The following is a 22,848-nucleotide window of genomic DNA, read 5'->3' on the forward strand; positions in this document are numbered from 1 at the left end:
AGGAAATCATTATGTTGAAACCCGAGACGCTCTCGATTCAAGGCCCTGTCGGTTTGCTTGAAACCATTTACCTGCCTGCCCAAGGCAACGCCCGCGGCGTGGCGGTCATCAACCACCCCAACCCGCTGCAAGGCGGCACCAACACCAACAAAGTCATCCAAACCGCCGCCAAAGCCTTAACCGGCCTCGGTTTCCATTGCTACCTGCCCAATCTGCGCGGCGTGGGCAACAGCGGCGGCGAACACGATTACGGCCGCGGCGAAACCGAAGACTGCATCCGCGTCATCGACTACGCCCGTGCGCAACACCCCGAATTGGAAAAATTCGTGTTGGCCGGTTTTTCGTTCGGCGGCTATGTCGCCAACTTTGCCGCACAAGAGCGCGAACCGGATATGCTGCTGCTGATGGGTGCCGCGCTGAACCATTACACCGACCGCCCTGAGCCGCAAGCCGCCCCGAATCCGAACAAAACCTTAATCATCCACGGCGCGGAAGACGAAGTGGTTGAGATCAAAAAAGTTTTGGCCTGGGCGGAACCGCAGGATATTCCGGTGATTGCCATTGCCGGCTCCACCCACTTTTTCCACGGCAAACTGATTGCGTTGCGCGATACGGTTGCGCGTTTTTCGCCGGTGGTTTTAGATTGATTTCCTTTGGCATCAACTGTGTGTCATGCCGTCTGAAAGATTCGGAAATATTTCAGACGGCATAATATTTTGAATTTAAACTGTGTTTCATGACCATAAACGCCGGTTTTCATCACTTCGCAAATTCGGGCTTTTCTACCTTAGGCATATGGTCATAGGCTTTCCAGAGGAGTTGTTTGGGTAACAAATCGGCTTGTTCATGAGCATAGACAATTTTCAGCCATATTGCGGCATGTTCGATTTGCCCTTTGCTAAGCCAATCATTTTCCATTTTTCTGTTTAATAATTTTCTGGCGGCAGAAAACAATTCATCATATGAAAATTGATGCTCCGCGTAATGCAGGCAATAAGCATAAGCCAGTTTCGCTTCCGACATATGGAGATGTTTTGTCGAAATTTCAGCCGGATGATATTGACGGTATCCTTCAATGCCTTTCTCATATTGTTGCGCTAATAAACAACGCGTGCCCCAATCAGCTAATTGGGCAGTGGGCATTTGACTTTCAGGGTAGAGATCTGGATTCAAGAGACTTTGCTGATGAAAATCCAAAACCCTATTCCACAAGCTTAAATCATCTTGATTATCGCGCAACCATAAACCCAAGGCCAAACTGATATGCAGATTGGTTTGATGAAAGGCGATACTTTCATTATGGTTGGGACCTATGCCCTCGTTGTGTTCAATCCCATGATATAACCAATTGATGCCGCGCTCTAAAATAGGGGCATAGCGCTCCCCTAAATTAACCAGTGTGGCATTTAATACATCTGTTATATCATGAGAACCGTAATTGCCTAAAAAATCATTATTTTCCGGATTTGTATGGTTAAAACAAAAATCATACATAAAGCCGGTATAGCTCTCTATTTTTTTTGCAACTGAGAATTTCATTGATTACTCCTAAGGCTGTAATTTGCTGTCGATCACTTTGATGTAGAAACCCTGAGACTTTTTACTCTCCGAACATTTTCCGCCAAGCGTGCGGATTGGTTCCGTAATACTTGAAAAACTGCTGGCGGAACGATACTGCGTTTTGAAAACCGGTTTTCCCGGCGATTTGTTCGACGGTAAAGCCCGTGTGTTCCAACAAATCCAAGCTGCGCTGCAAACGCTCCTTGTGCAGCCATTCGAGAAACGTCATGCCGGTGGCTTTTTTGAAGTGGCGGATGAACGTGCTGCGGCTCATGGATACGCGTCCGGCGGCGTCATCAATGGTTTGCGGCAAATGCAGGTTTTCGCGCAAATCGTCCAGCAGCGCGTTGATTTGCGTATCTTTGGTCGATTGCGCCAGCGGCCGTTCGATAAACTGCGCCTGCCCGCCTTCCCTGTGCGGCGGCACGACCAGCATCCGCGCGGTTTTGTTCGCCGCTTTCGCGCCGTAAAACTTGCGGATGATGTGCAGACAGCAATCCAGCGCGGCAGCCGTGCCTGCGGACGTAATGATGTTGCCGTCTTCCACGTAAATCGAGTTTACGTCTAATTTGACCTGCGGAAAGCGGCGGCTGAAATCGGCCTCGCCTTTCCAATGCGTCGCCGCTTTTTTGCCGTCGAGCAGACCCGCGTAAGCCAGCGCATACGCTCCATAGCACAACCCGACAATATATGCACCGCGCCGACAGGCCGTCTGAAGCGCGGCGGCCAATTCGGGCAAGGGTTGCGTTGTTTCGTCTTTCCACCCCGGCACCACCACAATATCGCATTGCGCCATCAATTCCAAACCGCCGTCGATAGGCGGCTGCATGATTTGGTTTGCCGGCGGTTTTCCCGTCGGCGTCACGATTTTTACGTCAAACAGCCCTTCTTCCGCCGCATCCTGAAACGCCATATACGGCACGGAAAAATGAAACGGATTGACATCGGGGTAAAGCAGCAAAGCGATTTTCAGCATGATGGTTTTCCGGACATGAAATTGACCCGATTCTTACGTTTTTTGAACTGAATGTCAATTTTCAGACGGCCTGCGGCTGCGTACAATGCGTTTCATCGATTCAATCATCACGTTTAAGGAATAAATCATGAAACCGAATGCCTTGTTTACCGCCGTATTGGCCGCCTCTGCTCTGTTTGCCGCCGCGCCTGCTATGGCCGAAGTGAGCTATCAGCATATCCGCAATGCCACCGCCAAAATCAATTATGGCGGAACGACATTTTTGGTTGACCCGTATCTTGCGCCCAAAGGTGCCTATGCCGGCTTTGCCGGTACGGTCAACAGCCAACTGCGCAATCCGTTGAACGCATTGCCACAGTCGGTCGCCGATGTAGTGAAAGGTGTGGACGCGGTTGTCGTTACCCATACCCATGAAGACCATTGGGACGAGGCCGCACAAAAACTGCTGCCGAAAAACCTGCCTGTTTTCGTGCAAAACGCCAATGATGCGAAAATCATCCGTGCGCAAGGTTTTAAAGACGTGCGCGTGGTCGGTCAAAACACCGAATTCAAAAACGTGCGCCTGAGCAAAACCGGCGGCCAACACGGCAGCGATGAAATGTATGCCAACCCGCAATTGGCGGAAATGCTGGGCGATGCGATGGGCGTCGTGTTCCAAGCCCAAGGCGAGAAAAGCCTGTATATCGTCGGCGACACCTTGTGGAACTACCATGTCGATCACGCATTGGCACAGTACAAACCCGAAATCATCGTAATGAACACCGGTCTCGCCCGTATGCCGCAATTTAAAGAAGGCATCATCATGGGAACGGAAGACGTGGGCAAAGCCTACCGCACCGCACCAAACGCGCAAATCGTTACCGTACATATGGACGCGGTTAACCACGCCACGGTCAGCAGCGACGATATGCGCAAATATGTGAAAGCCAACCGCTTAGGCTCGCGCGTACACGTGCCAAGCAACGGCCAGACGCTGAAATTCTGATGAATCATGGTCAAAGGCCGTCTGAAAAGCAGATGATGTTTTTCAGACGGCTTTTTCCGCAGGCGGATTGATGTAGAAATTGATACTGCCGAATTTTCAGACGGCATTCATGCCGTCTGAAAAATCTTAAGCCGGCACACTTAAGGCTTGCTATCCAAATCCGATTAACGGAACAGAAAAAACAAAAGGCCGTCTGAAAACTGAATTCGTTTTCAGACGGCCTTGATTCAGGCTACGGATTATTCAGCCGCTTTTTCTTCGCGTGCCGGTGCTTCCAGCAAGGCTTTAATCGACAGACGCACGCGGCCGCGGTCGTCCACTTCCAAAGCTTTCACGTTAACGGTTTGACCGACTTTCAGGTAGTCGTTCACATTGTTGACGCGCTCGTGGGCGATTTGGCTGATGTGTACCAAGCCGTCTTTGCCCGGCATAACCGATACAATTGCGCCGACGTTGTTGTCCAAAATCTTCACAACCGTACCTTCGTACACTTTGCCGACTTCCACTTCGGCGGTAATCTGCTCGATACGCGCTTTGGCGGCATCGCCTGCCTCCTGAGTGGTCGCGGCAATGGTAATCGTGCCGTCTTCGGCGATGTTGATTTCGGTGCCGGTCTCGGCGGTAATGGCACGGATGGTCTCGCCGCCTTTACCGATGACGTCGCGGATTTTGTCTTGGTTGATTTTCATGGTAAACAGGCGCGGCGCATGGGCAGACAATTCTTGCGGACCAGCCACGGCTTCCTGCATTTGCTTCAGAATGTGCAGACGCGCTTCTTTGGCTTGAGCTAGGGCGATTTGCATGATTTCTTTGGTAATGCCTTGGATTTTGATGTCCATTTGCAGCGCGGTAACGCCTTCGGTGGTACCGGCCACTTTGAAGTCCATGTCGCCTAAGTGGTCTTCGTCGCCCAAAATGTCGGTCAACACGGCAAATTTGTTGTTGTCCAAAATCAAACCCATAGCGATACCGGCAACATGTGCTTTCAACGGCACACCGGCAGACAGCAGGCTCAGGCAGCCGCCGCAAACCGAAGCCATCGAAGACGAGCCGTTAGACTCGGTGATTTCGGAAACCACGCGCATGGTGTAGCTGAAATCTTCAGGCTCGGGCAATACCGCCAACAATGCGCGTTTTGCCAAGCGGCCGTGGCCGATTTCGCGGCGTTTCGGCGCACCGACACGGCCGACTTCGCCGGTGGAATACGGCGGAAAGTTGTAGTGCAGCATGAAGCGGTCGGTGTACTCGCCGCTCAAGGCATCGATGATTTGCTCGTCGCGAGAAGTACCCAAAGTCGCCACGGCCAATGCTTGGGTTTCGCCGCGGGTAAACAATGCGGAACCGTGGGTGCGCGGCAGTACGCCGGTTTGGATGTTCAGCGGACGCACGGTGCGGGTGTCGCGACCATCGATACGCGGTTGGCCGTCGAGAATCTGACTGCGCACGACATCGGCTTCCAGGTGTTTGAAGATGCCTTTGATTTCGTTCGCCGTCAACGTATCGGTTTCTTCGGTAATCAGGGCTTCTTTCACGGCTGCCCATGCTTCGTCCAGCTTGGCCGAACGCGCCTGTTTGGAACGGATTTTGAAGGCTTCTTTGATGGTTTCGCCTGAAATTTCGCGGATTTTCGCCACCAGTTCTTCATTGGTTTCCGGCGCTTTCCAATCCCATACTTCGGGGTTTACGTCATCGGCCAGTTCATTGATGGCTTTGATGGCGGCCTGCATTTGCTCGTGGCCGTAAACCACCGCGCCCAACATCACGTCTTCAGGCAGGATGTCGGCTTCGGATTCCACCATCAACACGGCTTTTTCCGTACCGGCAACCACCAAATCCAATTGTGATTGCGCCAATTGCGCTTTGGTCGGGTTCAAAACGTATGCACCGTTGACATAACCCACGCGCGCCGCGCCAATCGGGCCGGCAAAAGGCACACCGCTCAAGACCAGTGCGGCAGATGCACCCAGCATGGCCGGAATGTCTGAATCGATTTCAGGGTCAACAGACACCACCATCGCCACGATTTGGATGTCGTGGTAGAAACCTTCGGGGAACAGCGGACGAATCGGACGGTCGATCAGGCGGCTGGTCAGGATTTCTTTTTCGCTCTGTTTGCCTTCTCGCTTGAAGAAACCGCCGGGGATTTTACCTGCGGCATAAGTGCGTTCCAGATAATCAACGGTCAACGGGAAAAAGTCTTGGCCTTCTTTCACGTCTTTGTTGGTCGTTACCGCAACCAATACGACGGTATCGCCCATCGATACTTTAACGGCCGCAGCGGCTTGGCGGGCGATTTCGCCGGTTTCGAAGGTTACGGTTTGGTTGCCGTATTGGAAGGTTTTAACGTGTTTGTCGAACATTTTTGTCCTTTCGATGATGCCGCACCGCTAAAACACTAATGATGCACACTGAAGCGTGAATGTGCATGGTTAGGGTTTCAGACCGATGCGGCCGGGTTGGTCAGATTTTTCAGACGGCCTCAGGAAACTTCCCTGCTTGCGCCAGCCTGCGATTATAACGTTAAATGCAGGTTAAATCTACATAAGATATTTTCTCAAACAGAGAAAGGCCGTCTGAAAAACAGTGCGGTTTTCAGACGGCCTTTTTCGGTATTTAGCGGGTCAGCAGATTCCATGCTTCCCGATATTTTTCAAGGGTTTTTTCAATCACTTCTGCCGGCACTTTCGGCGCAGGAGCCTGCTTGTTCCAGCCGCTTTGCTCCAGCCAGTCGCGCACGAACTGTTTGTCGAACGACGGCGGATTGGTGCCGACTTGATATTGGTCTGCCGGCCAGAAACGGCTGGAATCGGGGGTCAATACTTCGTCCATCAGCGTCAGCGTACCGTTTTCGTCCAAACCGAATTCGAATTTGGTATCGCAAATAATGATGCCGCGCGATTTGGCGTATTCGGCTGCCTCGGTGTAAAGCCGAATGGCTTTGTCGCGCACTTCGGCGGCAAGCTCTTTGCCGATGATTTGCTCGCATTGTTCGAAACTGATGTTTTCGTCGTGGTCGCCCACTTCGGCTTTGGTTGACGGCGTGAAAATCACTTCGGGCAACTGCTGCGCTTCCCGCATTCCTTCCGGCAGTTTGATGCCGCAAACCGTGCCTGTTTTTTGATAGTCTTTCCAGCCGCTGCCCGCCAAATAGCCGCGCACAATCGCTTCGACTTTGACCGGCATGAGTTTTTTCGCTACGACGGCACGCTTTTCCAATGTTTTGGCTTCGTTCTCCGGCAAAACATCGTAAACGGTATCGCCGGTAAAATGGTTGGGCATGACATGCGCCAGTTTCTGAAACCAGAAATTAGAAATCTGCGTCAGGATTTCGCCTTTGCCCGGAATCGGGTCGTCCAAAATCACATCGAATGCCGACAAGCGGTCGGATGCGACCATCAGCATACGTTTGTCGTCGATTTCATATAAATCGCGCACCTTACCCGAATAAATTTTTTTCAGACTGATTTCAGACATTTTGATTTCCTGCAACGGTTTATCGGAAGCGCAAATTATAACAAATAAACTTTGCAACCGCTGTATTTGCCGGCAAAAAAGGCCGTCTGAAAATTTTCAGACGGCCTGTAACGGAGATTTATCTACCGTATCGTGGCATTAAATGGAAGCGGTGGCTGCCTGTTCTTGAATTTGGGTCAACACCAGCGAACCGGTATCGTAACCTGATACCGCGTAAGTTTTGCCGTCGGTGAATGTGAAATTCTCGATTTGGTTCTCAGAACCGACAAACCAGTCTCCGACCAAAATGCTGTCGGTGCTGTTTGCGAAGGTAATGCTCAAATCATCTCCTTCTTGGCACAGAATCACATCTTCCACGCAGATACCGCTGCCGAACGACAAGGTGTCGTCGCCGCTGTTGTCTTCAATGATGTCGTAGCCGTAGCCTTTGTCGAAGAAGTAGGTGTCGTCGCCGCTGCCGCCGATTAACACGTCGTTACCTACGCCGCCGTCGAGATAATCACATCCGTCTTTGCCGACCAAGCAGTCTTCGCCACCCAAGCCGTAAAGTTTGTTGTCACCCGAATTGCCGTTGATGGTATTGTTCAGCTCGTTACCGGTGCCGTTCAGATTATCCGAACCTTGCAGATAGAGATCTTCCACATTTCTCGGCAAAACGTAGTCGATTGAGCTGTGTACGCCGTCATGGCCGGAAGCGAGGTTGCCGTCTTCGATAACTTCATCGCCCGGATTTTCCACATAATAAGCATCGCCGCCGTCGCTGCCGCGCATGATGTCGGCTCCGGGGCCGCCGTTCAGGTAATCATTGCCTTTGCCGCCGTTCAGATAGTCCTTGCCTGAATCGCCGTACAACGTATCACCATTGTCATCACCCTTAATGGTATCGTTACCCGGACCGCCGTGAATGACATCGGCTCCGCCTTTACCATAAATGATGTCTTCACCGTCGGTACCCCAAATGGTATCTTTACCCTGCGTACCTTCGGTATTGCTGGCACCGTCTTCGGGCTTCACGATATGAATGACATTGCCCTGATTGGTATCTTTTCCGCCATATGCATTGGTTTGATTGCCGTCATCAATGCAATCCTCGCAGTCATCGTCATTAGGCTGCGGTTTTGGCTCAGGTTTTGGCTCTGGCTTCGGCTCAGGTTTCGGTTCTGGCTTCGGCTCAGGTTTCGGTTCTGGCTTCGGCTCAGGTTTCGGTTCTGGCTTCGGCTCAGGTTTTGGTTCTGGCTTCGGCTCAGGTTTTGGTTGCGGCTTAGGAAAAATTGGTTTGTTCGGCTCGCAATCATACTTATAGGTATAGCACACTACTTTATATATCGGCTTAACAGGTGCACACAACAAAGAAGAATGGCCTGAGAAAGATTTGATTGAGTAAGAAGGTGCGCAATAATTATTGAAGCTCACTTTATAAGATGTCGTAGGCGAGCAGTAGTTGTTATATGATTTGGCCGGTGCGCAATATTTATAGCCGGCAGAAGAAAAACCACCTTTAAAATAAGTCATTTTATATCACTCCCAAAAAATTAAAAAAATGCAAACTGATACCCGGAAAATCAGGTAGCCCAGCAAGCTATATTATTCTAATAATTTTTACGTCATCATTTAATTTGATTAATCGAACGGTATCAATCAATGACAAAAGGGATTTTAAACGACATAATAATATTCACTTTCTTTACTTATATTGATTTTTTTAATTTTTCAAACCAAATTATTCCAAAGACCTGAAAATAACAAAGAAATTACAATAAATCATTGTATTAATTACCTATTATTTAATTTATATCCAAAATTATAGCCCGAAAATATTGATAAGTCATAATAATTAATTTGCCTATAAGCAATAAAATATCAATTATATAGCTTGCTAAAATTCCATCATTCTTTACACAGTCACTCTGATAAAACAAAATATGACTTATATATAAAATAAATTAATATTTATATATAGTTACATACTTATTAAATAAATATATATTTAGCATAATATTTCTTGTATAAAATACTGTAACCAAAAATTGCCGAACTCAAATTATCAGCAATCCGAGCATCAGTCTTCCTTGATTTTATTCCCCCTTTCTTCAGCAGCATAAGATAAAAGGCCGTCTGAAAACCGATTAAATCGGTTTTCAGACGGCCTTTAAACAAAGTAAAACAAACTACACCATCATCACATCGTTATCCAAATCATCCCGATAAATGGCGTTAAGCTCCTGCGGATAAAACTCGGCCAATACATCATTTACCGCCTGCAGCCCAGTTTCCAGGCCTTTGATATATTCTTCCTCACGAAAAAATGTACGAATTAAATCACAAATTTCCTGCCATTTTTCTTGAGGTACTTTGCGGCTGACTCCGCGGTCGGCAATAATTTCAACCACATGATCAGCAAAAGAAACATACACTAAAACACCGCTGTTATGTTCAGTATCCCACACACCTAATTGGCCGAACCATTGCAACGCACGGGTGTGCGGATCCAAACCGGCCAGCACTTCGCTGCTGGCGTAACGGGATTCGACCACAAAGCGGATTTGACCGGCATGTTTTTGCTCCGAAAAACCGATTTCGCGGCTGATGCGTTCCAAATCAGCAGTCGGAAAAAACTTCTCTACCCGCCAACGCGGATGTTTCCAGTGTTGCCACAAACGTTTGAATCTGTTTTGTTCCATTACCAACTCCCCGAGGCACCACCGCCGCCAAAGTTACCGCCACCACCACCGAAGCCTCCGCCGAAACTACCGCCGCTGCGCCAGCCGCCACGCGGACTGCTCCCGCCGAATCCGCCGCCGGAAATAAATGCGCTTGAGCCCAGCAGGAAAGTAAACAGCGCGCCACCTATGGCTGCGACGATGCCAATCCACAATGCCCAGCCGAACATGACAGTCAGGCCGAACAACAACCCGCCGGTAATCAGGCTGCCTAAAAAGCGGCCGAATATGGATTTCAAGAAACTGCCGAACACCAACGGAACGAACAGCAACATCATCCACGACGGCTCACCGTCTTGTCCTGCATTCGTGTCAGCCGCTTCCGGCAAACCTTCACCGGCAATCAGTTTTTCAATCTGCGCCACCGCTTGATTGATGGCCGCATCGTTTTGCCCTTGCTGCAGATAAGGCCGCATCACATCGTCCAAAATACGCTTGGCGTACACATCGGGAATCGCACCTTCCAAGCCGCGCCCTACCGCCAGATGGCTTTTGCGCTCGTCACGCACCAGCAGCAGCAGTACGCCGTCGTTAATGTCTTTACGCCCCGGCTGCCATTCTTCCATCACGCGCAACGCATAGTCAAACGGTCTTTCCGGCGCAATCGTCGGCACGGTCAAGACCACAATCTGGCTGCCTTTTTCCCTGCTGTATTGCAGCAAATGCGCGTTCAAAGCCGAACGTGCTTCTGCGCTCATCATCTGCGCGTTGTCCATCACCGGCGCAGTCAAAATCGGAACAGGTACCAATTCGGCCGCAAACAGTAGAAAACTGCTCAACAACGCGGCCAGTGCGACAGCCGTTTTTTGAATCACAGACTGCATAACTCCGCCTTTCCGGATTTTGACAAACCGCATCAAAATCCTATGTTTTCAGACGGCCTGAGGATTTCCCGGGCCGTCTGAAAAATCAAACAATCAGAATTCGACTTTAGGTGCGTTGGAAATAGAACCTTCGTTTTCCACGCTGAAATTCGCACGCGGCTGCATACCGAAGATTTTGGCAGTGATGTTTTGCGGGAACTGGCGCAAAGTGGTGTTATAAGTCTGCACCGCCTTAATGTAGCTGTTACGCGCGATGCCGATACGGTTTTCCGTACCTTCCAATTGCGCCTGCAAATCGCGGAAATTCTGATCTGCTTTCAATTGCGGATAGTTTTCGGATACCACCAGCAGGCGCGACAATGCGCCGCTCAATTCGCCCTGCGCCTGTTGGAACTGCTTCAACTTCTCAGGATTGGCCGCATCTTCCGCATTCAGCTGCATGCTGCCGACTTTGCTGCGCGCTTCGGTGACTTTGGTAAACACGTCTTCTTCGTGCGTTGCATAACCTTTGACGGTATTGACCAGATTCGGAATCAAATCCGCGCGGCGTTGGTATTGGTTCAACACTTCCGACCAGGCAGCGTTGGCCGCTTCGTCTTGCGTCTGCATGGTGTTGTAACCGCAACCGCTCAGGCTGAACATCGAAGTCATCACGGCCAATACGGCCAACCATTTTTTGAACATTGCATTCTCCGTTAATATCATATTAAAAAGATTTCCGGCCTGACTCAAAAATCTAACGAGGCCGTCTGAAAACTTGTGTGCGAGTATAACTGAAAAAATATTTTTTCAATCAAAAAATGACGGACAAAATGAAATTACGGATAATCGGTAACGGATTTGCACTATAATAATCCCTGCGATTACCGAAACCACTTGTCAAACCAGTGAGGAGAAGCCCATATGCGAATTTTACTGACCGGCTCCAAAGGCCAACTGGCTCATTGCCTGCGTGACCGTCTGCCTGAAAATTGGGAACTGATTGCCACCGACTCCAGCTCTTTAAACATTACCGATGCGCAGGCCGTCAAAAATATGGTGCACAATTTCCAACCGGATGTGGTTGTGAATGCCGCCGCCTATACCGCCGTTGACAAGGCCGAGGAACAAATCGACGAAGCATTCGCCGTCAATGCCGGTGCGGTGCACCATCTCGCTTCGGCCGCACACGAAATCCATGCGCGGTTTATTCATGTTTCGACCGATTATGTATTCGACGGTTCCAACAAAAGCGCGTACCGCACCACCGATGCCCCGAACCCGCAAAGCGTTTACGGCAAAAGCAAACTGGCCGGCGAACTGCTTGCCTTGTCTGCGCACCCGGAAGCTTTGATCGTCCGCACTTCCTGGCTGTTCAGCGAATACGGCAACAATTTCGTCAAGACCATGCTGCGGCTGGCCGGCGAGCGCGACAGTTTATCCGTCGTCAACGACCAAACCGGCAATCCGACTTATGCCGGCGATTTGGCCGCCGCCATTATTGCCGTCATCGAAGAAACCGAACCGCGCCGCGGGATTTATCATTATTGCGGCGACAAATCGGTCAGCTGGTATGAATTCGCCCAAGCCGTTTTTCAGACGGCCTCCCGGTATATCGAAGGTTTTAAAATGCCTGAATTGAAAAGCGTTCCCGGCAGCGAATACCCGCTACCTGCCCCTCGCCCTGCCTACAGCGTGATGGACAACCACAAAATCGAGCGCGATTTCGGCGTAAAAGCATCGGACTGGCAGAAAGCCTTAAACGACATCATGGGCAAATTGTAAATTCCAGCTGTCCCGCTGCTTGAAAGGCCGTCTGAAAACATCATTTGAAAAATGTTTTCAGACGGCCTTTTCGCCAACATTCTGTCATCTTGATACTTTATGATGTTTTCTGACAGAGAAACTCAGGAACTTTACACAACCGCTCTAGTCAACCGGAACGGAATTACCTAATATCCTGAATATCTCACGATAGTGCGGATTCGATAAAACTGCTTATCCGTATAATAAGTAACAAAGTGAAAGGAAGTATCATGCAACACCGTCGACGCCAGTCCATTTTCCAAGCGGCCAAACGTGCCTCTTTCGGCAACAAACCGACGACGCCTGCCAAAGTGCAAAGCCGTTAATCAGAAATCAAGGTGCGCCATGCCGGGCCGCACCTTTAACCATTCCGAATGCCGTCTGAAAATCAGATTTTCAGACGGCATTGTCACATCAAGACTGTACCTGCAGATGTGTTCTTAATTTGTCTTCGTCTAAAAACCAATGGCAGATTTCCTGCTCCCCGTGCAGCAACACCGGCACCAGTTCATTGTATTTTTCTTCCAAAACCGGATCTTCATCGACATCAACCACATCCAGCTCAAAACCGAATTCCTGCCGAAGCGGCAGCAATTGGTCGCGCATTTTATGGCACAGGCTGCAATATTCGCGGAACATCAAAGTCAGTTTCATTTATCTTTCCTTTGTTTTCAGACGGCCTTTAACGATAATGCATCAACACCAGCGAAATCGGGATAACCGACAGCAACGTCGCCATCAGCATCGCACCCGATGTTTCTTTGGCAAAACCGTGCAATCCACCGAACAGCGCATACAGGCTGGGCATCGGCGTCGCGGCAAACAATAAGGCGGCGAAAATCATGTCTTCACCCGCGCCGGCCAGCCATAAACAGACAAACACCATTAACGGACACAAGACCAATTTGCCGAATGCCACCCACGCCATGTCCTTCACATTGCCGCGTATGCTCATGCCGTAGAGATTGCCGCCGATCATCAACAGCGCAAGCGGCGAAGTGGCCGCCGCGAGCATGGCGAAAAGTTTGTCCATAAACACCGGCAGCGGCAGCCAGCCGAAAGCAAATACCAAGCCTATCGGCATCGCAATGATAATCGGATTGGTCAGCAAACTTCTGCCGATACGGACAAACAGCGCCCGGTAATCGGTTTGCCCGCCTTTGGCCAAATCCAGAAAAATGAACATCAACGGCAAAATCAGCAGATTTTCCGTTAATACGTTCATGGCAAAATACACACCCGCCGCCGGGCCGATTGCCATCAGCAATAAGGGATAGCCGACAAAACCGGAATTCGACATGCCCACCGCCAAACCGTTTAAAGCGGCCAGCTTGGAATCAAGGCCGCGTTTTTTCGTGGCGTACCAACTGATGAAAAACAGCAAACCGGATGCCAGCGTATAGCCGTAAAAGTATTCCGGCTTGAACACATCGGCTATCGGCCGTGTCGCAATGGCATTGAACACCATCATCGGCATACCGATTTTAATGACGAATTTACCCAAACCGTCGAACTGATCGCGGCTGAAAACCCGCTGCCGCATCGCTCCGTAACCGATGGCAATCATTAAAAACACCGGTGCGATGATGGTAAAAATAGCTGACATAACAATCCGTAAAGTTTCAAACTCCGGCCACAAGCCGGATGACTATTGTAAAACAGAATAGATGTAAAAAGGCCGTCTGAAAAAGACTTTTCTCATCTTTTTTCAGACGGCCCGAATGCACTTATCGGGTTATGGGACGATTAGGCTTTCTTTTTGAACACGGCATTGAGGATGCAGCCCAGAATAAAGCCGACCACGGCAGGCAATACCCAACCCAAACCGATGTCGTACAACGGCAAAGCGTTGTTGATGGCTGCGGCGGTTTCATTGCTGAAACCGAATGCCGCTTTGTACGCATCCAAAATACCGACAATCAGGGTAAAGAAAATCGTACAGATATAGACGATGCGTCCGCCACCGAACAAATTGTGCAGAAACGCCAGCAGAATAATCACCACGGTCAGCGGATAAAGCAGCATCAGCACCGGAATCGAAAAGCTGATGATACCGGCCAAACCTTTGTTGGCAAAAACCATAGACACCACGGTAAAAACGGTAACAAAGGTTTTGTAGGAAATGCCCGGGCACAAGCGGTTAAAGAATTCCGCATTGGCCACAATCAAACCGATTGCGGTACTCAGACACGCCAAGAAAACAATCACGCTCAATAAGATGTTGCCGCCGTTGCCGAAATAATATTGCGCCGTTTTCGATAATACCGCCGCACCGTTTTCCTGCAAACCCAAACCGGCCACACTGGTTGCCCCCATATAGCCGATCATCAGGTAGACCAACGCCAGACAGGAAGCTGCAACGACACCGGCAATGGTTGTGGTGCGCAATAATTCGGCACGGTTATCCACACCCATGGCGCGGACGGCATCAATCACGATAATGGCAAATACCAGCGATGCCAACGCATCCATGGTACCGTAGCCTTCCAAAATACCTTTGGCAAACGGCCGGACGGCAAAATCACCTTGTGCCTCAGTCAATGCCCCCATCGGATTCATCGCCGCATAGCCCATCAAAATAACAATTGTGATTAACAATGCCGGGGTCAAAATTTTGCCGATACGGTCCACCAGTTTGCCCGGTGATAACGACAGCCAATAAGCGACGCCGAAGAAGAATAAACTGAATAATGCCAGTCCCAGCGTTTTGTTTTCTTCGCTGATATAAGGTACCACGCCGATTTCAAACGACACCGTTGCCGTGCGCGGCGTCGCAAACAAAGGGCCGATGGCCAGATACAGAGCCGAAGCGAACAAAATGCCGTATAAAGGGGTCACGCGGGAAGCCAACACCTGCACATCACGGGAATTGGAATAACCGATCGCAATCACGCCCAACAAAGGCAAGCCCGCCCCGGTCAGCAAAAAGCCCAGCATGGCCGAAAACCAATTTTCACCGGCCTGTTGCCCCAAAAAAGCGGGAAAAATCAAATTACCGGCACCAAAAAACAAAGCAAACAGCATCAGACCGACAGCCCACAGCGATGCTTTTTGATTTCCTGAAGAATTCATGTGTAACACCTGTTTTTCTTATTTCTACAATAAAACATCATGCACCACCGCGGCTCAAACACCGCATGCACAACCGATTTCACATTTACTTTTTACGGGCAAACAACGCTTGTTGCTTTAGCGACGCCCATCATTTCGTCCGAAAAATGTAAAGCAGGTGTCAAGAATAGTCAAATTTTCAAAAATCATCAACTTATTTTTCATGATTAGCCGATATCGGCCGAAGAATGGCAAACTGAAACAGCATCGGTCCGATTCAAGCATTGTGTCCCGTCTGCCCGACACGCAACAAAAGGCCGTCTGAAAACTTTTCGCAATCAATGATTTTGAAAAATTTTCAGACGGCCTTACCGTATTCTGACCGAATCAGGCTTGGATATTAATCCCTGCCGTAACGGTGGTTTGGGCTGCTGCGCCGTTATTCAGAAACGAAGCGGCCAAATCGCTGCAACAACCGCAACAAGTCGCAACACCCAATTGATCCTGCAAATCGCTCATGGTCGTTGCGCCCGCAGCAACGGATTCTTTAATGTCGCGGTCGGTAATGGCGTTACAAATGCATACAAACATGTGAGTGCTCCTGAGTCCCATCTCATAATGAGATTTAGTTTTATTCTTAACCGTGAATATAAATAAAAACTGTTCCTATTGCAATCAACCGGCAGTATAAATTCATTGGAAATTTTTTATTAAAATCTAAATCTTGATAAAATTACTAAAATATTTTCAAATGGTTGATTTAAAAAGGCCGTCTGAAAACACAATGGTTTTTCAGACGGCCTTTCCAGCCATATCTCAAGCCAACACACCCAAAATCACACTATCTGCCCGAAACACCGCCGTAGCATACTGCCCCGGATGCAGATCAAGCTGTTCGGTGCTTTGCATGGTTACACCCGCGTTGATATGAAGACCGTTGCCCAAATCCAAAGTGACAATCGAATTGACCGCACCGCGTTCGACATGGGCGATGATGCCTTTCAGTTGGTTACGGGCCGAAAGCCTGATATGTTCCAAATCGGTGGCAATGATGATGTTGGTGGATTTCACCAGGGCAACCGCGGCTGCACCTTCTTGCAGACTCAATTCGGCACAGCTTTCGCTGGAGATGACGGCGGACAATTCGTGACCGCTCTGCAAAGACAGCACGACTTGACTGTACATGCCGTCGGTAAAGATACTCTTGACCACTCCGGCAAATTGGTTGCGCGCACTGGTTTTCATAATGTTCCTTTTTTGATTTCAGACGGCCTATTCATATCTGAGGCCGTCTGAAACTCAGTTTCTCGGATGATGCTGTTCGACCACACTTTTCAGACGCTGGTTGGCCACATGGGTGTAGATTTCCGTGGTACTGATGTCGGCATGCCCCAACAAAGTCTGTACCACCCGCAAATCCGCGCCGTGGTTGACCAAATGCGTGGCAAAAGCATGGCGCAAGCCGTGCGGGCTTAACGCAGTGATGCCTGCGGTTTCGGCATACTCCTTCACAATCATCCATGCCAATTGGCGGGAAATGCCGACGCGTTTCTGGCTGACAAACAATTCGTCGCACATCTTTTCTTTCAGCAACAAAGGGCGTGCTTCCTGCAGGTAACGCTCGATCCAGTAAACCGCCTCACCGCCCAAGGGGACGATACGCTGCTTATTCCCTTTGCCGACCGTTCGAATCAGACCCTTACCCAGATCCATATCGCCCAATTGCAGCTTCACCGCTTCGGTCACGCGCAGGCCGGTGGCATACATGACTTCCAGCAAAGCTTTGTCACGCAACCCGTGAGGTGTGTCGGTATCGGGCGCGCTTAACAGCCGGTCGATTTGGTTTTCGGTGATGAACTTCGGCAATTGCTGCATCTGCTTCGGCGATTTTAAAAAAGCAGTAGGATTATCAGCACGTTGGCCGGTTTCTTCCAACCAAGCATACAGCCTTTTGCATGCCGACAACGAACGCGCTTGCGAACTGGTTTTTTCGGCGGCATCGTACACGGCTTCGGCCACATCTTCACGCATCGCATTCAGCCAATCAAGCTGTTTATTGTGCAGACGCGCCGCCACTTTCTCTAAATCCCGCCGGTAGCTTTGCAGGGTATTTTGACTCAGGCGGTGGTGCAGCCAAAGATGTTCCAAAAGGTTGTCGATTAAAATATTCATCATGATTGAGGCCGTCTGAAAAATATGACGTTTTCAGACGGCCTGTTATGCAGGTGATGACGCGCTGACGGTTTCCAACACTTCCTGCGCGTGGCCGGCCACTTTGACCTTGCGCCATTCGTGTGCGATTTCGCCGGCCTCGTTTAACACAAACGTGCTGCGCTCGATACCCAAGGATTCTTTCCCGTACAGCTTTTTCAGCTTGATGACATCAAACATTTTGCACACGGTTTCGTCTTTATCGCTCAAAAGCTCGAATCGGAAGCCTTGTTTCGCGCAGAAATTTTGGTGCGCTTTTACGCCGTCGCGCGAAATGCCGACCACGGTGTAACCCAATGCTTTGAATTGATCCAACCGCGCATTGAAATCCAAACCTTCCGTGGTGCAGCCGGGGGTACTGTCTTTCGGGTAAAAATACACAATCAAAGGCAGGTGTTCGGCGGAGTGGAAATCTTCACCGCTACTGGATGGGAGGGTAAATTCATATTTTGACATGCTGTATTCCGTTTCAGACGGCCTGCGTCCTTTGCAAAATTCTTCTCTTCGGTATATTCCTGATGCACAGTTTATCTTGATGATACGCCTGTACTTTTTACGCCGGCATACTTCAGACGGCATCCGAATCAATGTCTTGCAAAAGTCTCGGCCTATCAGGCTATTTTTCACTTAAATTCAGATAATTGCGGCTGCCCTGCAAATCGCTTACGGCTCGCAGCAACAACTCGAAATGCTCTTCGTTGCCGTTCACATCCAATTCGTCGGCATTCACAATCAGCAACGGTGCATTTTGGTAAAGATGGAAAAAACGGCTGTATTCCACGTGGATACGGTTGAGATAACCTGCCGGGAACAGATTGACCGCACTGTCGCCGCGCTTTTGCAGGCGTTTGCGGTCGGTATCGGCAGCGGTTTGCAGATAAATTACCAAGTCCGGCACGGGGTATTGCGGCAACGTACGGCGTTTCAATGCCCAAAACAAGGCTTGTTCTTTATCGTTCAACACCACCGGCACGAAAATCTGGTCTTTTTCCAGCAAAAAATCCGCCACAATCATGCCGCCCTTTTCTTCTTCGGCGTTAATGACATCCACGCTTTCGGCACGACGCATCAGAAAATATAATTCAGCCGCCAAACCGTGATTGCTGGCATTCGAATAAAACTGCATTAAAAAAGGATTTTGTTCGGTATTTTCAGTCAGATGAAGTGCATCAAAATGGGCTGCCAAGCGGCGGCTCAATTCTGACTTACCGCTCCCGATGGCGCCCTCAACCACAATATAACGATAGTTCATGTAAATTCCCTAAACTGTATTTTTATTTTCCGGCGGTATTTTATCAGAGCCATTATGAGTCGCCCCGATTTGTCGGATAAAAATCGATATTCAACCGGCTACTTGCGAATTGAACGATTAAGGCCGTCTGAATATTGATAGAATCTTTTCAGACGGCCTGATTGCCGGCCTAACTACATAACTTAATCCCATCATCGCCCAATCGGGCAGCAATATCGGCTGCCCTGCCGTATTCCCCCAATTCGAAATCAGGCAAAATCTCGGCCAGCGGTTTCATCACAAAACTGCGCTCATGCGCCCGCGGATGCGGCAGGGTCAAATGCGGATTACCGCTGCTTTGATGATCATAGTCGATAATGTCCAAATCCAAGGTGCGCGGTGCATTGCGGAATGTGCGTTCACGGCCGAAATCCGCTTCGATTCGGTTTAATGCGGCCAGTAAGTCTTTCCCTTCCAATGTGGTGGACACCGCACAAACGGCGTTGACAAAATCAGGCTGGTCGTCATAACCGACGGGCACAGTGATGTAGAGCGAAGAGATTTGTTCAATCTTAATCTGCGGATGGGCATCAATCGCTGCCAATGCGGATTTAACTTGCTCTACGGGATTCTGCAGATTGCTGCCCAATGCGATGACAGCGGATTTTCGGTTCGGCATATTCAGACGGCCTTAAAAATAAGGTTTGAATAAGGCCATATAGAGAATCGTCAATACGCAAGCCATGGCACACACGTAAGTGGCATAAAATTTGGTTGAACGCGGAGCAGAACGCATCATGGCTACGCCGAAACCGATATATACCAACAGTAAAACGATTTTAACCGCAAGCCAAGGGGCGTTGAACGGAGTGAAATGGGTCAGCTTCATCAGCCACAAGCCGGTAAAGAGCAACATGGTGTCGTTCAAATGCGGCAAGGCCTTTAATACACCGGCCAAGGGCTTTTGCGGATTTTTCCACAGTAAGAAAAAGCGCAGGTTAAACAGTAAAATGGTAACCGCCACAAAAAACATATGGCTATGTTTGACAATCAGATATTGCATGATAATGGTTATGGTTGGTTTGAGAATGCCGCTATTTTACCTTAAACATTCATTTTCGACGTAACTTTTCTATCGCCAGCACATATGGCGGATGGTTCTGACGGTTGACGAAGCAGTATTTCAATACTGCAAATTCTTGCTGCGGCAAGCCTTCCGCCCATGATTCGATTGCGCGCGCCTCCACTCGACCCGCATCATGTCCCGGATAAAGCACTGCCACCGCGATGCCGCCGGGATTCAAAAGCGCCAAGACGGCATTCAAAGCATCAAGGCTGCTTTCCGAGGATGTCGTAATGCTTTTGTCGCCGCCGGGAAGCCAGCCGAAATTGAATACCGCAGCATCCAATCCCTGTCGGATGTAATGATTGATGTGCTGGTGGCCGTCGTGAACCAGTTGCACACGATTTAACAGATTTTCAGACTCCAGCCTTACTTTGGTCTGCTCAATAGCCTGATGCTGTATATCAAACGCCCAAACTTTTCCTTTTTCGCCCACCGCATCGGCCAAAAACACCGTATCACAACCGTTTCCGGCCGTACCGTCCAATGCAGTATCTCCGTTTTTCAAATGATTACCTAACATTTGATGGACAAACGGTAAGATATTTAAGATGGGCATTTATTATTCCTTGTATCACGGCTTACATTGAAATAAAACAGCATCAATTTACCATAGACTTTCTACTGCGTTACTTATATTTTATTTCAAAAATTATCCGCCATGCTTCACAGGCCGTCTGAAAATAAAAATACCTTACCGCCAACAAACGGTAAGGTATTGAAAAAAATAACCTGAGTTATTCTGCTGATTGTGTTTCCACCTGCACCGGCGCAGTTGCTTGCGGTTGGGCAGCAGGTTTGTTTTCATGCTGCAGGCTTACCGCGCGAGCCGGAACAATGGTTGAAATCGCATGTTTGTAAACCATCTGGGTTACCGATGTGTTACGCAGCAAAACAACATATTGGTCGAATGACTCCACCTGGCCTTGCAATTTGATGCCGTTGACCAAGTAGATCGAAACCGGTACATGCTCTTTACGCAACGCATTCAAAAAAGGATCTTGTAACATTTGTCCTTTAGCTGTCATATTCTTAAACTCCGTTATTATGATTTTGAGGAAAGCAGGAAAATTGCTTCAGGGGTAATTGTAGCCTTGAATGCACACCTTTACCAACGATTTTCGGTAAGAATATGCAAACTTTTTAACCATAAAAGCCCATCAAGTCTTGCAATGTTTTACCTGATTTTCTCAACTGAGCAAAATTATTGTCACAATAAATAATCGGCCTGCTGCATCCGAAAATTTTTCAATCATTTTGAATGCTGTTTTTTGACGCTGACTTGGCGTTTTTTGGCTTTACCGCCGCTGTTGCGTACTTTTTCATTTTTTCGCTCTTCACGCTTGGCAATACGGTTGCTGTAAGCCGCACGGCGCAACGGTTTTTTCTTCGGCTTATCCTCTTTTTCTTCGTAAGGATTTTCCGAAACATTATATTGAATCCGCAACGGCGTACCTTGCAAATTAAAGGCTTTACGGAAAGTCTGGGTCAAATAGCGCGTATAGCTGTCGGGAATGGCGTGCAGAGAATTGCCGTGTACCACAATTACCGGCGGATTCATGCCGCCCTGGTGAGCATAACGCATTTTCGGACGGGTCAAACCTGAACGCGGCGGCTGTTGGCGCTCGATGGCCGCCTGAAGCACACGGGTAATTTTCGGTGTCGGCATGTTGATCATCGCTGCATCATAAGCCGCTTGAATGCTGTCGAACAAACCGTCGATGCCGCGTTCTTTTAAGGCGGAAATAAAATGGAATTTGGCAAAATCGAGGAAATACAGCTTACGGTTGATGTCGCGCTTGACTTGCTCGCGACGCTCTTCGCTGATGCCGTCCCATTTGTTCACCGCCACCACCAACGCGCGCCCCGCTTCCAGTGCAAAACCGGCAATCGTGGCATCTTGGTCGGCAATGTCTTGTTGCGCATCCAATACCAACACCGCCACATTTGCCGCTTCCACCGCCTGCATCGCCTTGATGACCGAAAATTTTTCCACCGCCTCTTCAACTTTACCGCGACGGCGTACGCCTGCCGTATCGATAATGGTAAACGGCTTACCTTCCCGCTCAAAATCAATGTGGATACTGTCCCGCGTAGTGCCGGCCATATCGAATGCAATAACCCGCTCTTCCCCCAAAATAGCATTGACCAAAGTCGATTTGCCGACATTCGGGCGGCCGATTACCGCAAAAACAGGATGCTTGGCGGTTTCTTCCTCTTCTTCCGGTTCGGGAAACTCTGCCAGAATATCTTCAATCAGATAATATACACCGTCGCCGTGCGCACCTGAAATTACATAAGGTTCGCCCAAAGCTAATTCGTAAAACTCGGCAGACAGCACCGCCCGGTTCCCGCCCTCGCCTTTGTTTACGGCCAGATAAACCGGACGCGTGCTTTGGCGCAGGCGGTCGGCAATGATTTTGTCTTGCGGAGTCAGCCCGGTACGCGCATCAACCAAAAACACCACCGTATCGGCTTCGTCCACCGCCTGTAAAGTTTGGCGCGCCATTTCATGCAGAATTCCGCTGTCGACTACCGGCTCGAAACCTCCGGTATCAATGACCAGATAAGGCTTGCTGCCGACTTTACCGTGGCCGTAATGACGGTCGCGCGTTAAACCCGGCAAATCGTGAACCAGTGCATCTTTGGTTCGCGTCAATCGGTTGAATAAGGTGGATTTGCCGACATTCGGCCGTCCCACCAATGCAATGGTCGGTTTCATTCTTTCACTTTCTTATGTTTTCAGACGGCCTGTCGGCATTTCGCGGGCCGTCTGAAAAACAGATAAGGGCTTGCCGGATACCATACCGGCAAGCCTTCTGTCTCAATCTTCAATCTGCACCATCAGTTTGAGAAACTCAAAACTCATGCTGCAACGGGTCAACCGTATTCCATCGATACGGTTTCA

24 protein-coding genes are annotated in these 22,848 nt (G+C 49.3%); 3 read left to right on the forward strand and 21 right to left on the reverse strand.

The genetic code is table 11. The annotated features are described in order from the left end of the window. The first annotated feature begins 11 nt into the window (after positions 1–11). A complete protein-coding gene (locus tag ACM67E_RS06705) occupies positions 12–647 on the forward strand; it encodes an alpha/beta hydrolase (protein ID WP_416190692.1) in 636 nt (211 codons plus the stop codon). 112 nt (positions 648–759) lie between these two features. On the opposite strand, the gene ACM67E_RS06710 is transcribed toward ACM67E_RS06705, so the two are convergent. Both ACM67E_RS06710 and ACM67E_RS06715 read right to left on the reverse strand, forming a co-directional pair. Continuing rightward, positions 760–1,539, reverse strand: coding sequence for a hypothetical protein (locus ACM67E_RS06710; protein ID WP_416190693.1), 780 nt, complete (start codon positions 1,537–1,539; stop codon positions 760–762). A 61-nt stretch (positions 1,540–1,600) separates the two neighbouring features. Next, positions 1,601–2,536 (reverse strand): GlxA family transcriptional regulator, encoded by a 936-nt coding sequence (locus ACM67E_RS06715; protein WP_416190694.1) that lies wholly within the window; start codon positions 2,534–2,536, stop codon positions 1,601–1,603. Positions 2,537–2,663: 127 nt separating this feature from the next. Here ACM67E_RS06715 and ACM67E_RS06720 point away from each other — a divergent pair, with 127 nt between their 5' ends. Next, positions 2,664–3,521, forward strand: a complete 858-nt coding sequence (locus ACM67E_RS06720) for an MBL fold metallo-hydrolase (protein ID WP_416190695.1) — start codon at positions 2,664–2,666, stop codon at positions 3,519–3,521. A gap of 239 nt (positions 3,522–3,760) precedes the next feature. Here the strand turns inward: ACM67E_RS06720 and pnp are convergent, their stop codons facing one another. The 6 genes from pnp to ACM67E_RS06750 all read right to left on the reverse strand — a co-directional run bounded on the left by pnp (position 3,761) and on the right by ACM67E_RS06750 (position 11,223). Beyond that, positions 3,761–5,881, reverse strand: coding sequence for a polyribonucleotide nucleotidyltransferase (pnp, locus tag ACM67E_RS06725; protein WP_416190696.1), 2,121 nt, complete (start codon positions 5,879–5,881; stop codon positions 3,761–3,763). Between the two features lie 253 nt (positions 5,882–6,134). Then, a complete protein-coding gene (locus ACM67E_RS06730; RefSeq protein WP_416190697.1) occupies positions 6,135–6,995 on the reverse strand; it encodes a phosphoribosylaminoimidazolesuccinocarboxamide synthase in 861 nt (286 codons plus the stop codon). A 138-nt stretch (positions 6,996–7,133) separates the two neighbouring features. Next, complete coding sequence (locus ACM67E_RS06735) at positions 7,134–8,009, reverse strand: calcium-binding protein (protein WP_416190698.1); 876 nt, start codon at positions 8,007–8,009, stop codon at positions 7,134–7,136. Between the two features lie 1,154 nt (positions 8,010–9,163). Further along, positions 9,164–9,676, reverse strand: a complete 513-nt coding sequence (locus ACM67E_RS06740) for a TPM domain-containing protein (protein WP_416190699.1) — start codon at positions 9,674–9,676, stop codon at positions 9,164–9,166. Continuing rightward, the gene (locus tag ACM67E_RS06745) at positions 9,676–10,539 is read right to left on the reverse strand and encodes a TPM domain-containing protein (RefSeq protein ID WP_416190700.1); all 864 of its coding nucleotides are present in this window, start codon (positions 10,537–10,539) and stop codon (positions 9,676–9,678) included. Before ACM67E_RS06745 ends, ACM67E_RS06740 begins: the two co-directional genes overlap by 1 nt. Before the next feature lie 93 nt (positions 10,540–10,632). Continuing rightward, positions 10,633–11,223, reverse strand: coding sequence for a LemA family protein (locus ACM67E_RS06750; RefSeq protein ID WP_416190701.1), 591 nt, complete (start codon positions 11,221–11,223; stop codon positions 10,633–10,635). A 219-nt stretch (positions 11,224–11,442) separates the two neighbouring features. Here ACM67E_RS06750 and rfbD point away from each other — a divergent pair, with 219 nt between their 5' ends. Further along, entirely contained in the window at positions 11,443–12,303 is an 861-nt protein-coding gene (rfbD, locus tag ACM67E_RS06755) for a dTDP-4-dehydrorhamnose reductase (protein ID WP_416190702.1), read from the forward strand. 435 nt (positions 12,304–12,738) lie between these two features. Here the strand turns inward: rfbD and ACM67E_RS06760 are convergent, their stop codons facing one another. The 13 genes from ACM67E_RS06760 to der form a co-directional block, all read right to left on the reverse strand. Next, entirely contained in the window at positions 12,739–12,978 is a 240-nt protein-coding gene (locus ACM67E_RS06760) for a glutaredoxin family protein (protein ID WP_416190703.1), read from the reverse strand. Positions 12,979–13,006: 28 nt separating this feature from the next. After that, positions 13,007–13,930: an AEC family transporter gene (locus ACM67E_RS06765; RefSeq protein WP_416190704.1), complete on the reverse strand. Its 924-nt coding sequence runs from the start codon at positions 13,928–13,930 to the stop codon at positions 13,007–13,009. 140 nt (positions 13,931–14,070) lie between these two features. Continuing rightward, positions 14,071–15,396, reverse strand: coding sequence for a branched-chain amino acid transport system II carrier protein (brnQ, locus tag ACM67E_RS06770; protein WP_416190705.1), 1,326 nt, complete (start codon positions 15,394–15,396; stop codon positions 14,071–14,073). 366 nt (positions 15,397–15,762) lie between these two features. After that, positions 15,763–15,966 (reverse strand): (2Fe-2S)-binding protein, encoded by a 204-nt coding sequence (locus ACM67E_RS06775; protein WP_416190706.1) that lies wholly within the window; start codon positions 15,964–15,966, stop codon positions 15,763–15,765. Between the two features lie 225 nt (positions 15,967–16,191). Beyond that, on the reverse strand, positions 16,192–16,620 hold the full coding sequence (locus ACM67E_RS06780) for a TOBE domain-containing protein (protein ID WP_416190707.1): 429 nt from the start codon (positions 16,618–16,620) through the stop codon (positions 16,192–16,194). Between the two features lie 54 nt (positions 16,621–16,674). Next, positions 16,675–17,550: a site-specific tyrosine recombinase XerD gene (gene xerD / locus ACM67E_RS06785; protein ID WP_416190708.1), complete on the reverse strand. Its 876-nt coding sequence runs from the start codon at positions 17,548–17,550 to the stop codon at positions 16,675–16,677. Between the two features lie 42 nt (positions 17,551–17,592). Further along, entirely contained in the window at positions 17,593–18,042 is a 450-nt protein-coding gene (locus ACM67E_RS06790) for a peroxiredoxin (RefSeq protein WP_416190709.1), read from the reverse strand. A gap of 160 nt (positions 18,043–18,202) precedes the next feature. Continuing rightward, complete coding sequence (locus tag ACM67E_RS06795; protein WP_416190710.1) at positions 18,203–18,838, reverse strand: deoxynucleoside kinase; 636 nt, start codon at positions 18,836–18,838, stop codon at positions 18,203–18,205. A gap of 169 nt (positions 18,839–19,007) precedes the next feature. Next, positions 19,008–19,496 carry a 2-amino-4-hydroxy-6-hydroxymethyldihydropteridine diphosphokinase gene (gene folK / locus ACM67E_RS06800; protein ID WP_416190711.1) on the reverse strand — a complete coding sequence of 163 codons (489 nt, stop codon included), beginning with the start codon at positions 19,494–19,496 and terminating at the stop codon, positions 19,008–19,010. A gap of 12 nt (positions 19,497–19,508) precedes the next feature. After that, positions 19,509–19,880: a SirB2 family protein gene (locus ACM67E_RS06805; protein WP_416190712.1), complete on the reverse strand. Its 372-nt coding sequence runs from the start codon at positions 19,878–19,880 to the stop codon at positions 19,509–19,511. A gap of 49 nt (positions 19,881–19,929) precedes the next feature. Further along, positions 19,930–20,499, reverse strand: coding sequence for a class I SAM-dependent methyltransferase (locus tag ACM67E_RS06810; RefSeq protein WP_416190713.1), 570 nt, complete (start codon positions 20,497–20,499; stop codon positions 19,930–19,932). 178 nt (positions 20,500–20,677) lie between these two features. Then, on the reverse strand, positions 20,678–20,968 hold the full coding sequence (gene hfq, locus ACM67E_RS06815) for an RNA chaperone Hfq (protein WP_416190714.1): 291 nt from the start codon (positions 20,966–20,968) through the stop codon (positions 20,678–20,680). Positions 20,969–21,192: 224 nt separating this feature from the next. Then, positions 21,193–22,662: a ribosome biogenesis GTPase Der gene (gene der / locus ACM67E_RS06820; RefSeq protein ID WP_416190715.1), complete on the reverse strand. Its 1,470-nt coding sequence runs from the start codon at positions 22,660–22,662 to the stop codon at positions 21,193–21,195. Between the last annotated feature and the right edge of the window lie 186 nt (positions 22,663–22,848).

The organism is Neisseria sp. CCUG12390, assembly GCF_047837985.1.
Classification (GTDB): domain Bacteria; phylum Pseudomonadota; class Gammaproteobacteria; order Burkholderiales; family Neisseriaceae; genus Neisseria.

Excerpts from the sequence above, each read along its gene's own strand:
- ACM67E_RS06705 (WP_416190692.1), top strand. The coding sequence starts at position 12 with ATGTTGAAACCCGAGACGCTCTCGATTCAAGGCCCTGTCGGTTTGCTT.
- ACM67E_RS06710 (WP_416190693.1), bottom strand. The coding sequence starts at position 1,539 with ATGAAATTCTCAGTTGCAAAAAAAATAGAGAGCTATACCGGCTTTATG.
- ACM67E_RS06715 (WP_416190694.1), bottom strand. The coding sequence starts at position 2,536 with ATGCTGAAAATCGCTTTGCTGCTTTACCCCGATGTCAATCCGTTTCAT.
- ACM67E_RS06720 (WP_416190695.1), top strand. The coding sequence starts at position 2,664 with ATGAAACCGAATGCCTTGTTTACCGCCGTATTGGCCGCCTCTGCTCTG.
- pnp (WP_416190696.1), bottom strand. The coding sequence starts at position 5,881 with ATGTTCGACAAACACGTTAAAACCTTCCAATACGGCAACCAAACCGTA.
- ACM67E_RS06730 (WP_416190697.1), bottom strand. The coding sequence starts at position 6,995 with ATGTCTGAAATCAGTCTGAAAAAAATTTATTCGGGTAAGGTGCGCGAT.
- ACM67E_RS06740 (WP_416190699.1), bottom strand. The coding sequence starts at position 9,676 with ATGGAACAAAACAGATTCAAACGTTTGTGGCAACACTGGAAACATCCG.
- ACM67E_RS06745 (WP_416190700.1), bottom strand. The coding sequence starts at position 10,539 with ATGCAGTCTGTGATTCAAAAAACGGCTGTCGCACTGGCCGCGTTGTTG.
- ACM67E_RS06750 (WP_416190701.1), bottom strand. The coding sequence starts at position 11,223 with ATGTTCAAAAAATGGTTGGCCGTATTGGCCGTGATGACTTCGATGTTC.
- rfbD (WP_416190702.1), top strand. The coding sequence starts at position 11,443 with ATGCGAATTTTACTGACCGGCTCCAAAGGCCAACTGGCTCATTGCCTG.
- ACM67E_RS06760 (WP_416190703.1), bottom strand. The coding sequence starts at position 12,978 with ATGAAACTGACTTTGATGTTCCGCGAATATTGCAGCCTGTGCCATAAA.
- ACM67E_RS06765 (WP_416190704.1), bottom strand. The coding sequence starts at position 13,930 with ATGTCAGCTATTTTTACCATCATCGCACCGGTGTTTTTAATGATTGCC.
- brnQ (WP_416190705.1), bottom strand. The coding sequence starts at position 15,396 with ATGAATTCTTCAGGAAATCAAAAAGCATCGCTGTGGGCTGTCGGTCTG.
- ACM67E_RS06775 (WP_416190706.1), bottom strand. The coding sequence starts at position 15,966 with ATGTTTGTATGCATTTGTAACGCCATTACCGACCGCGACATTAAAGAA.
- ACM67E_RS06780 (WP_416190707.1), bottom strand. The coding sequence starts at position 16,620 with ATGAAAACCAGTGCGCGCAACCAATTTGCCGGAGTGGTCAAGAGTATC.
- xerD (WP_416190708.1), bottom strand. The coding sequence starts at position 17,550 with ATGATGAATATTTTAATCGACAACCTTTTGGAACATCTTTGGCTGCAC.
- ACM67E_RS06790 (WP_416190709.1), bottom strand. The coding sequence starts at position 18,042 with ATGTCAAAATATGAATTTACCCTCCCATCCAGTAGCGGTGAAGATTTC.
- ACM67E_RS06795 (WP_416190710.1), bottom strand. The coding sequence starts at position 18,838 with ATGAACTATCGTTATATTGTGGTTGAGGGCGCCATCGGGAGCGGTAAG.
- folK (WP_416190711.1), bottom strand. The coding sequence starts at position 19,496 with ATGCCGAACCGAAAATCCGCTGTCATCGCATTGGGCAGCAATCTGCAG.
- ACM67E_RS06805 (WP_416190712.1), bottom strand. The coding sequence starts at position 19,880 with ATGCAATATCTGATTGTCAAACATAGCCATATGTTTTTTGTGGCGGTT.
- ACM67E_RS06810 (WP_416190713.1), bottom strand. The coding sequence starts at position 20,499 with ATGCCCATCTTAAATATCTTACCGTTTGTCCATCAAATGTTAGGTAAT.
- hfq (WP_416190714.1), bottom strand. The coding sequence starts at position 20,968 with ATGACAGCTAAAGGACAAATGTTACAAGATCCTTTTTTGAATGCGTTG.
- der (WP_416190715.1), bottom strand. The coding sequence starts at position 22,662 with ATGAAACCGACCATTGCATTGGTGGGACGGCCGAATGTCGGCAAATCC.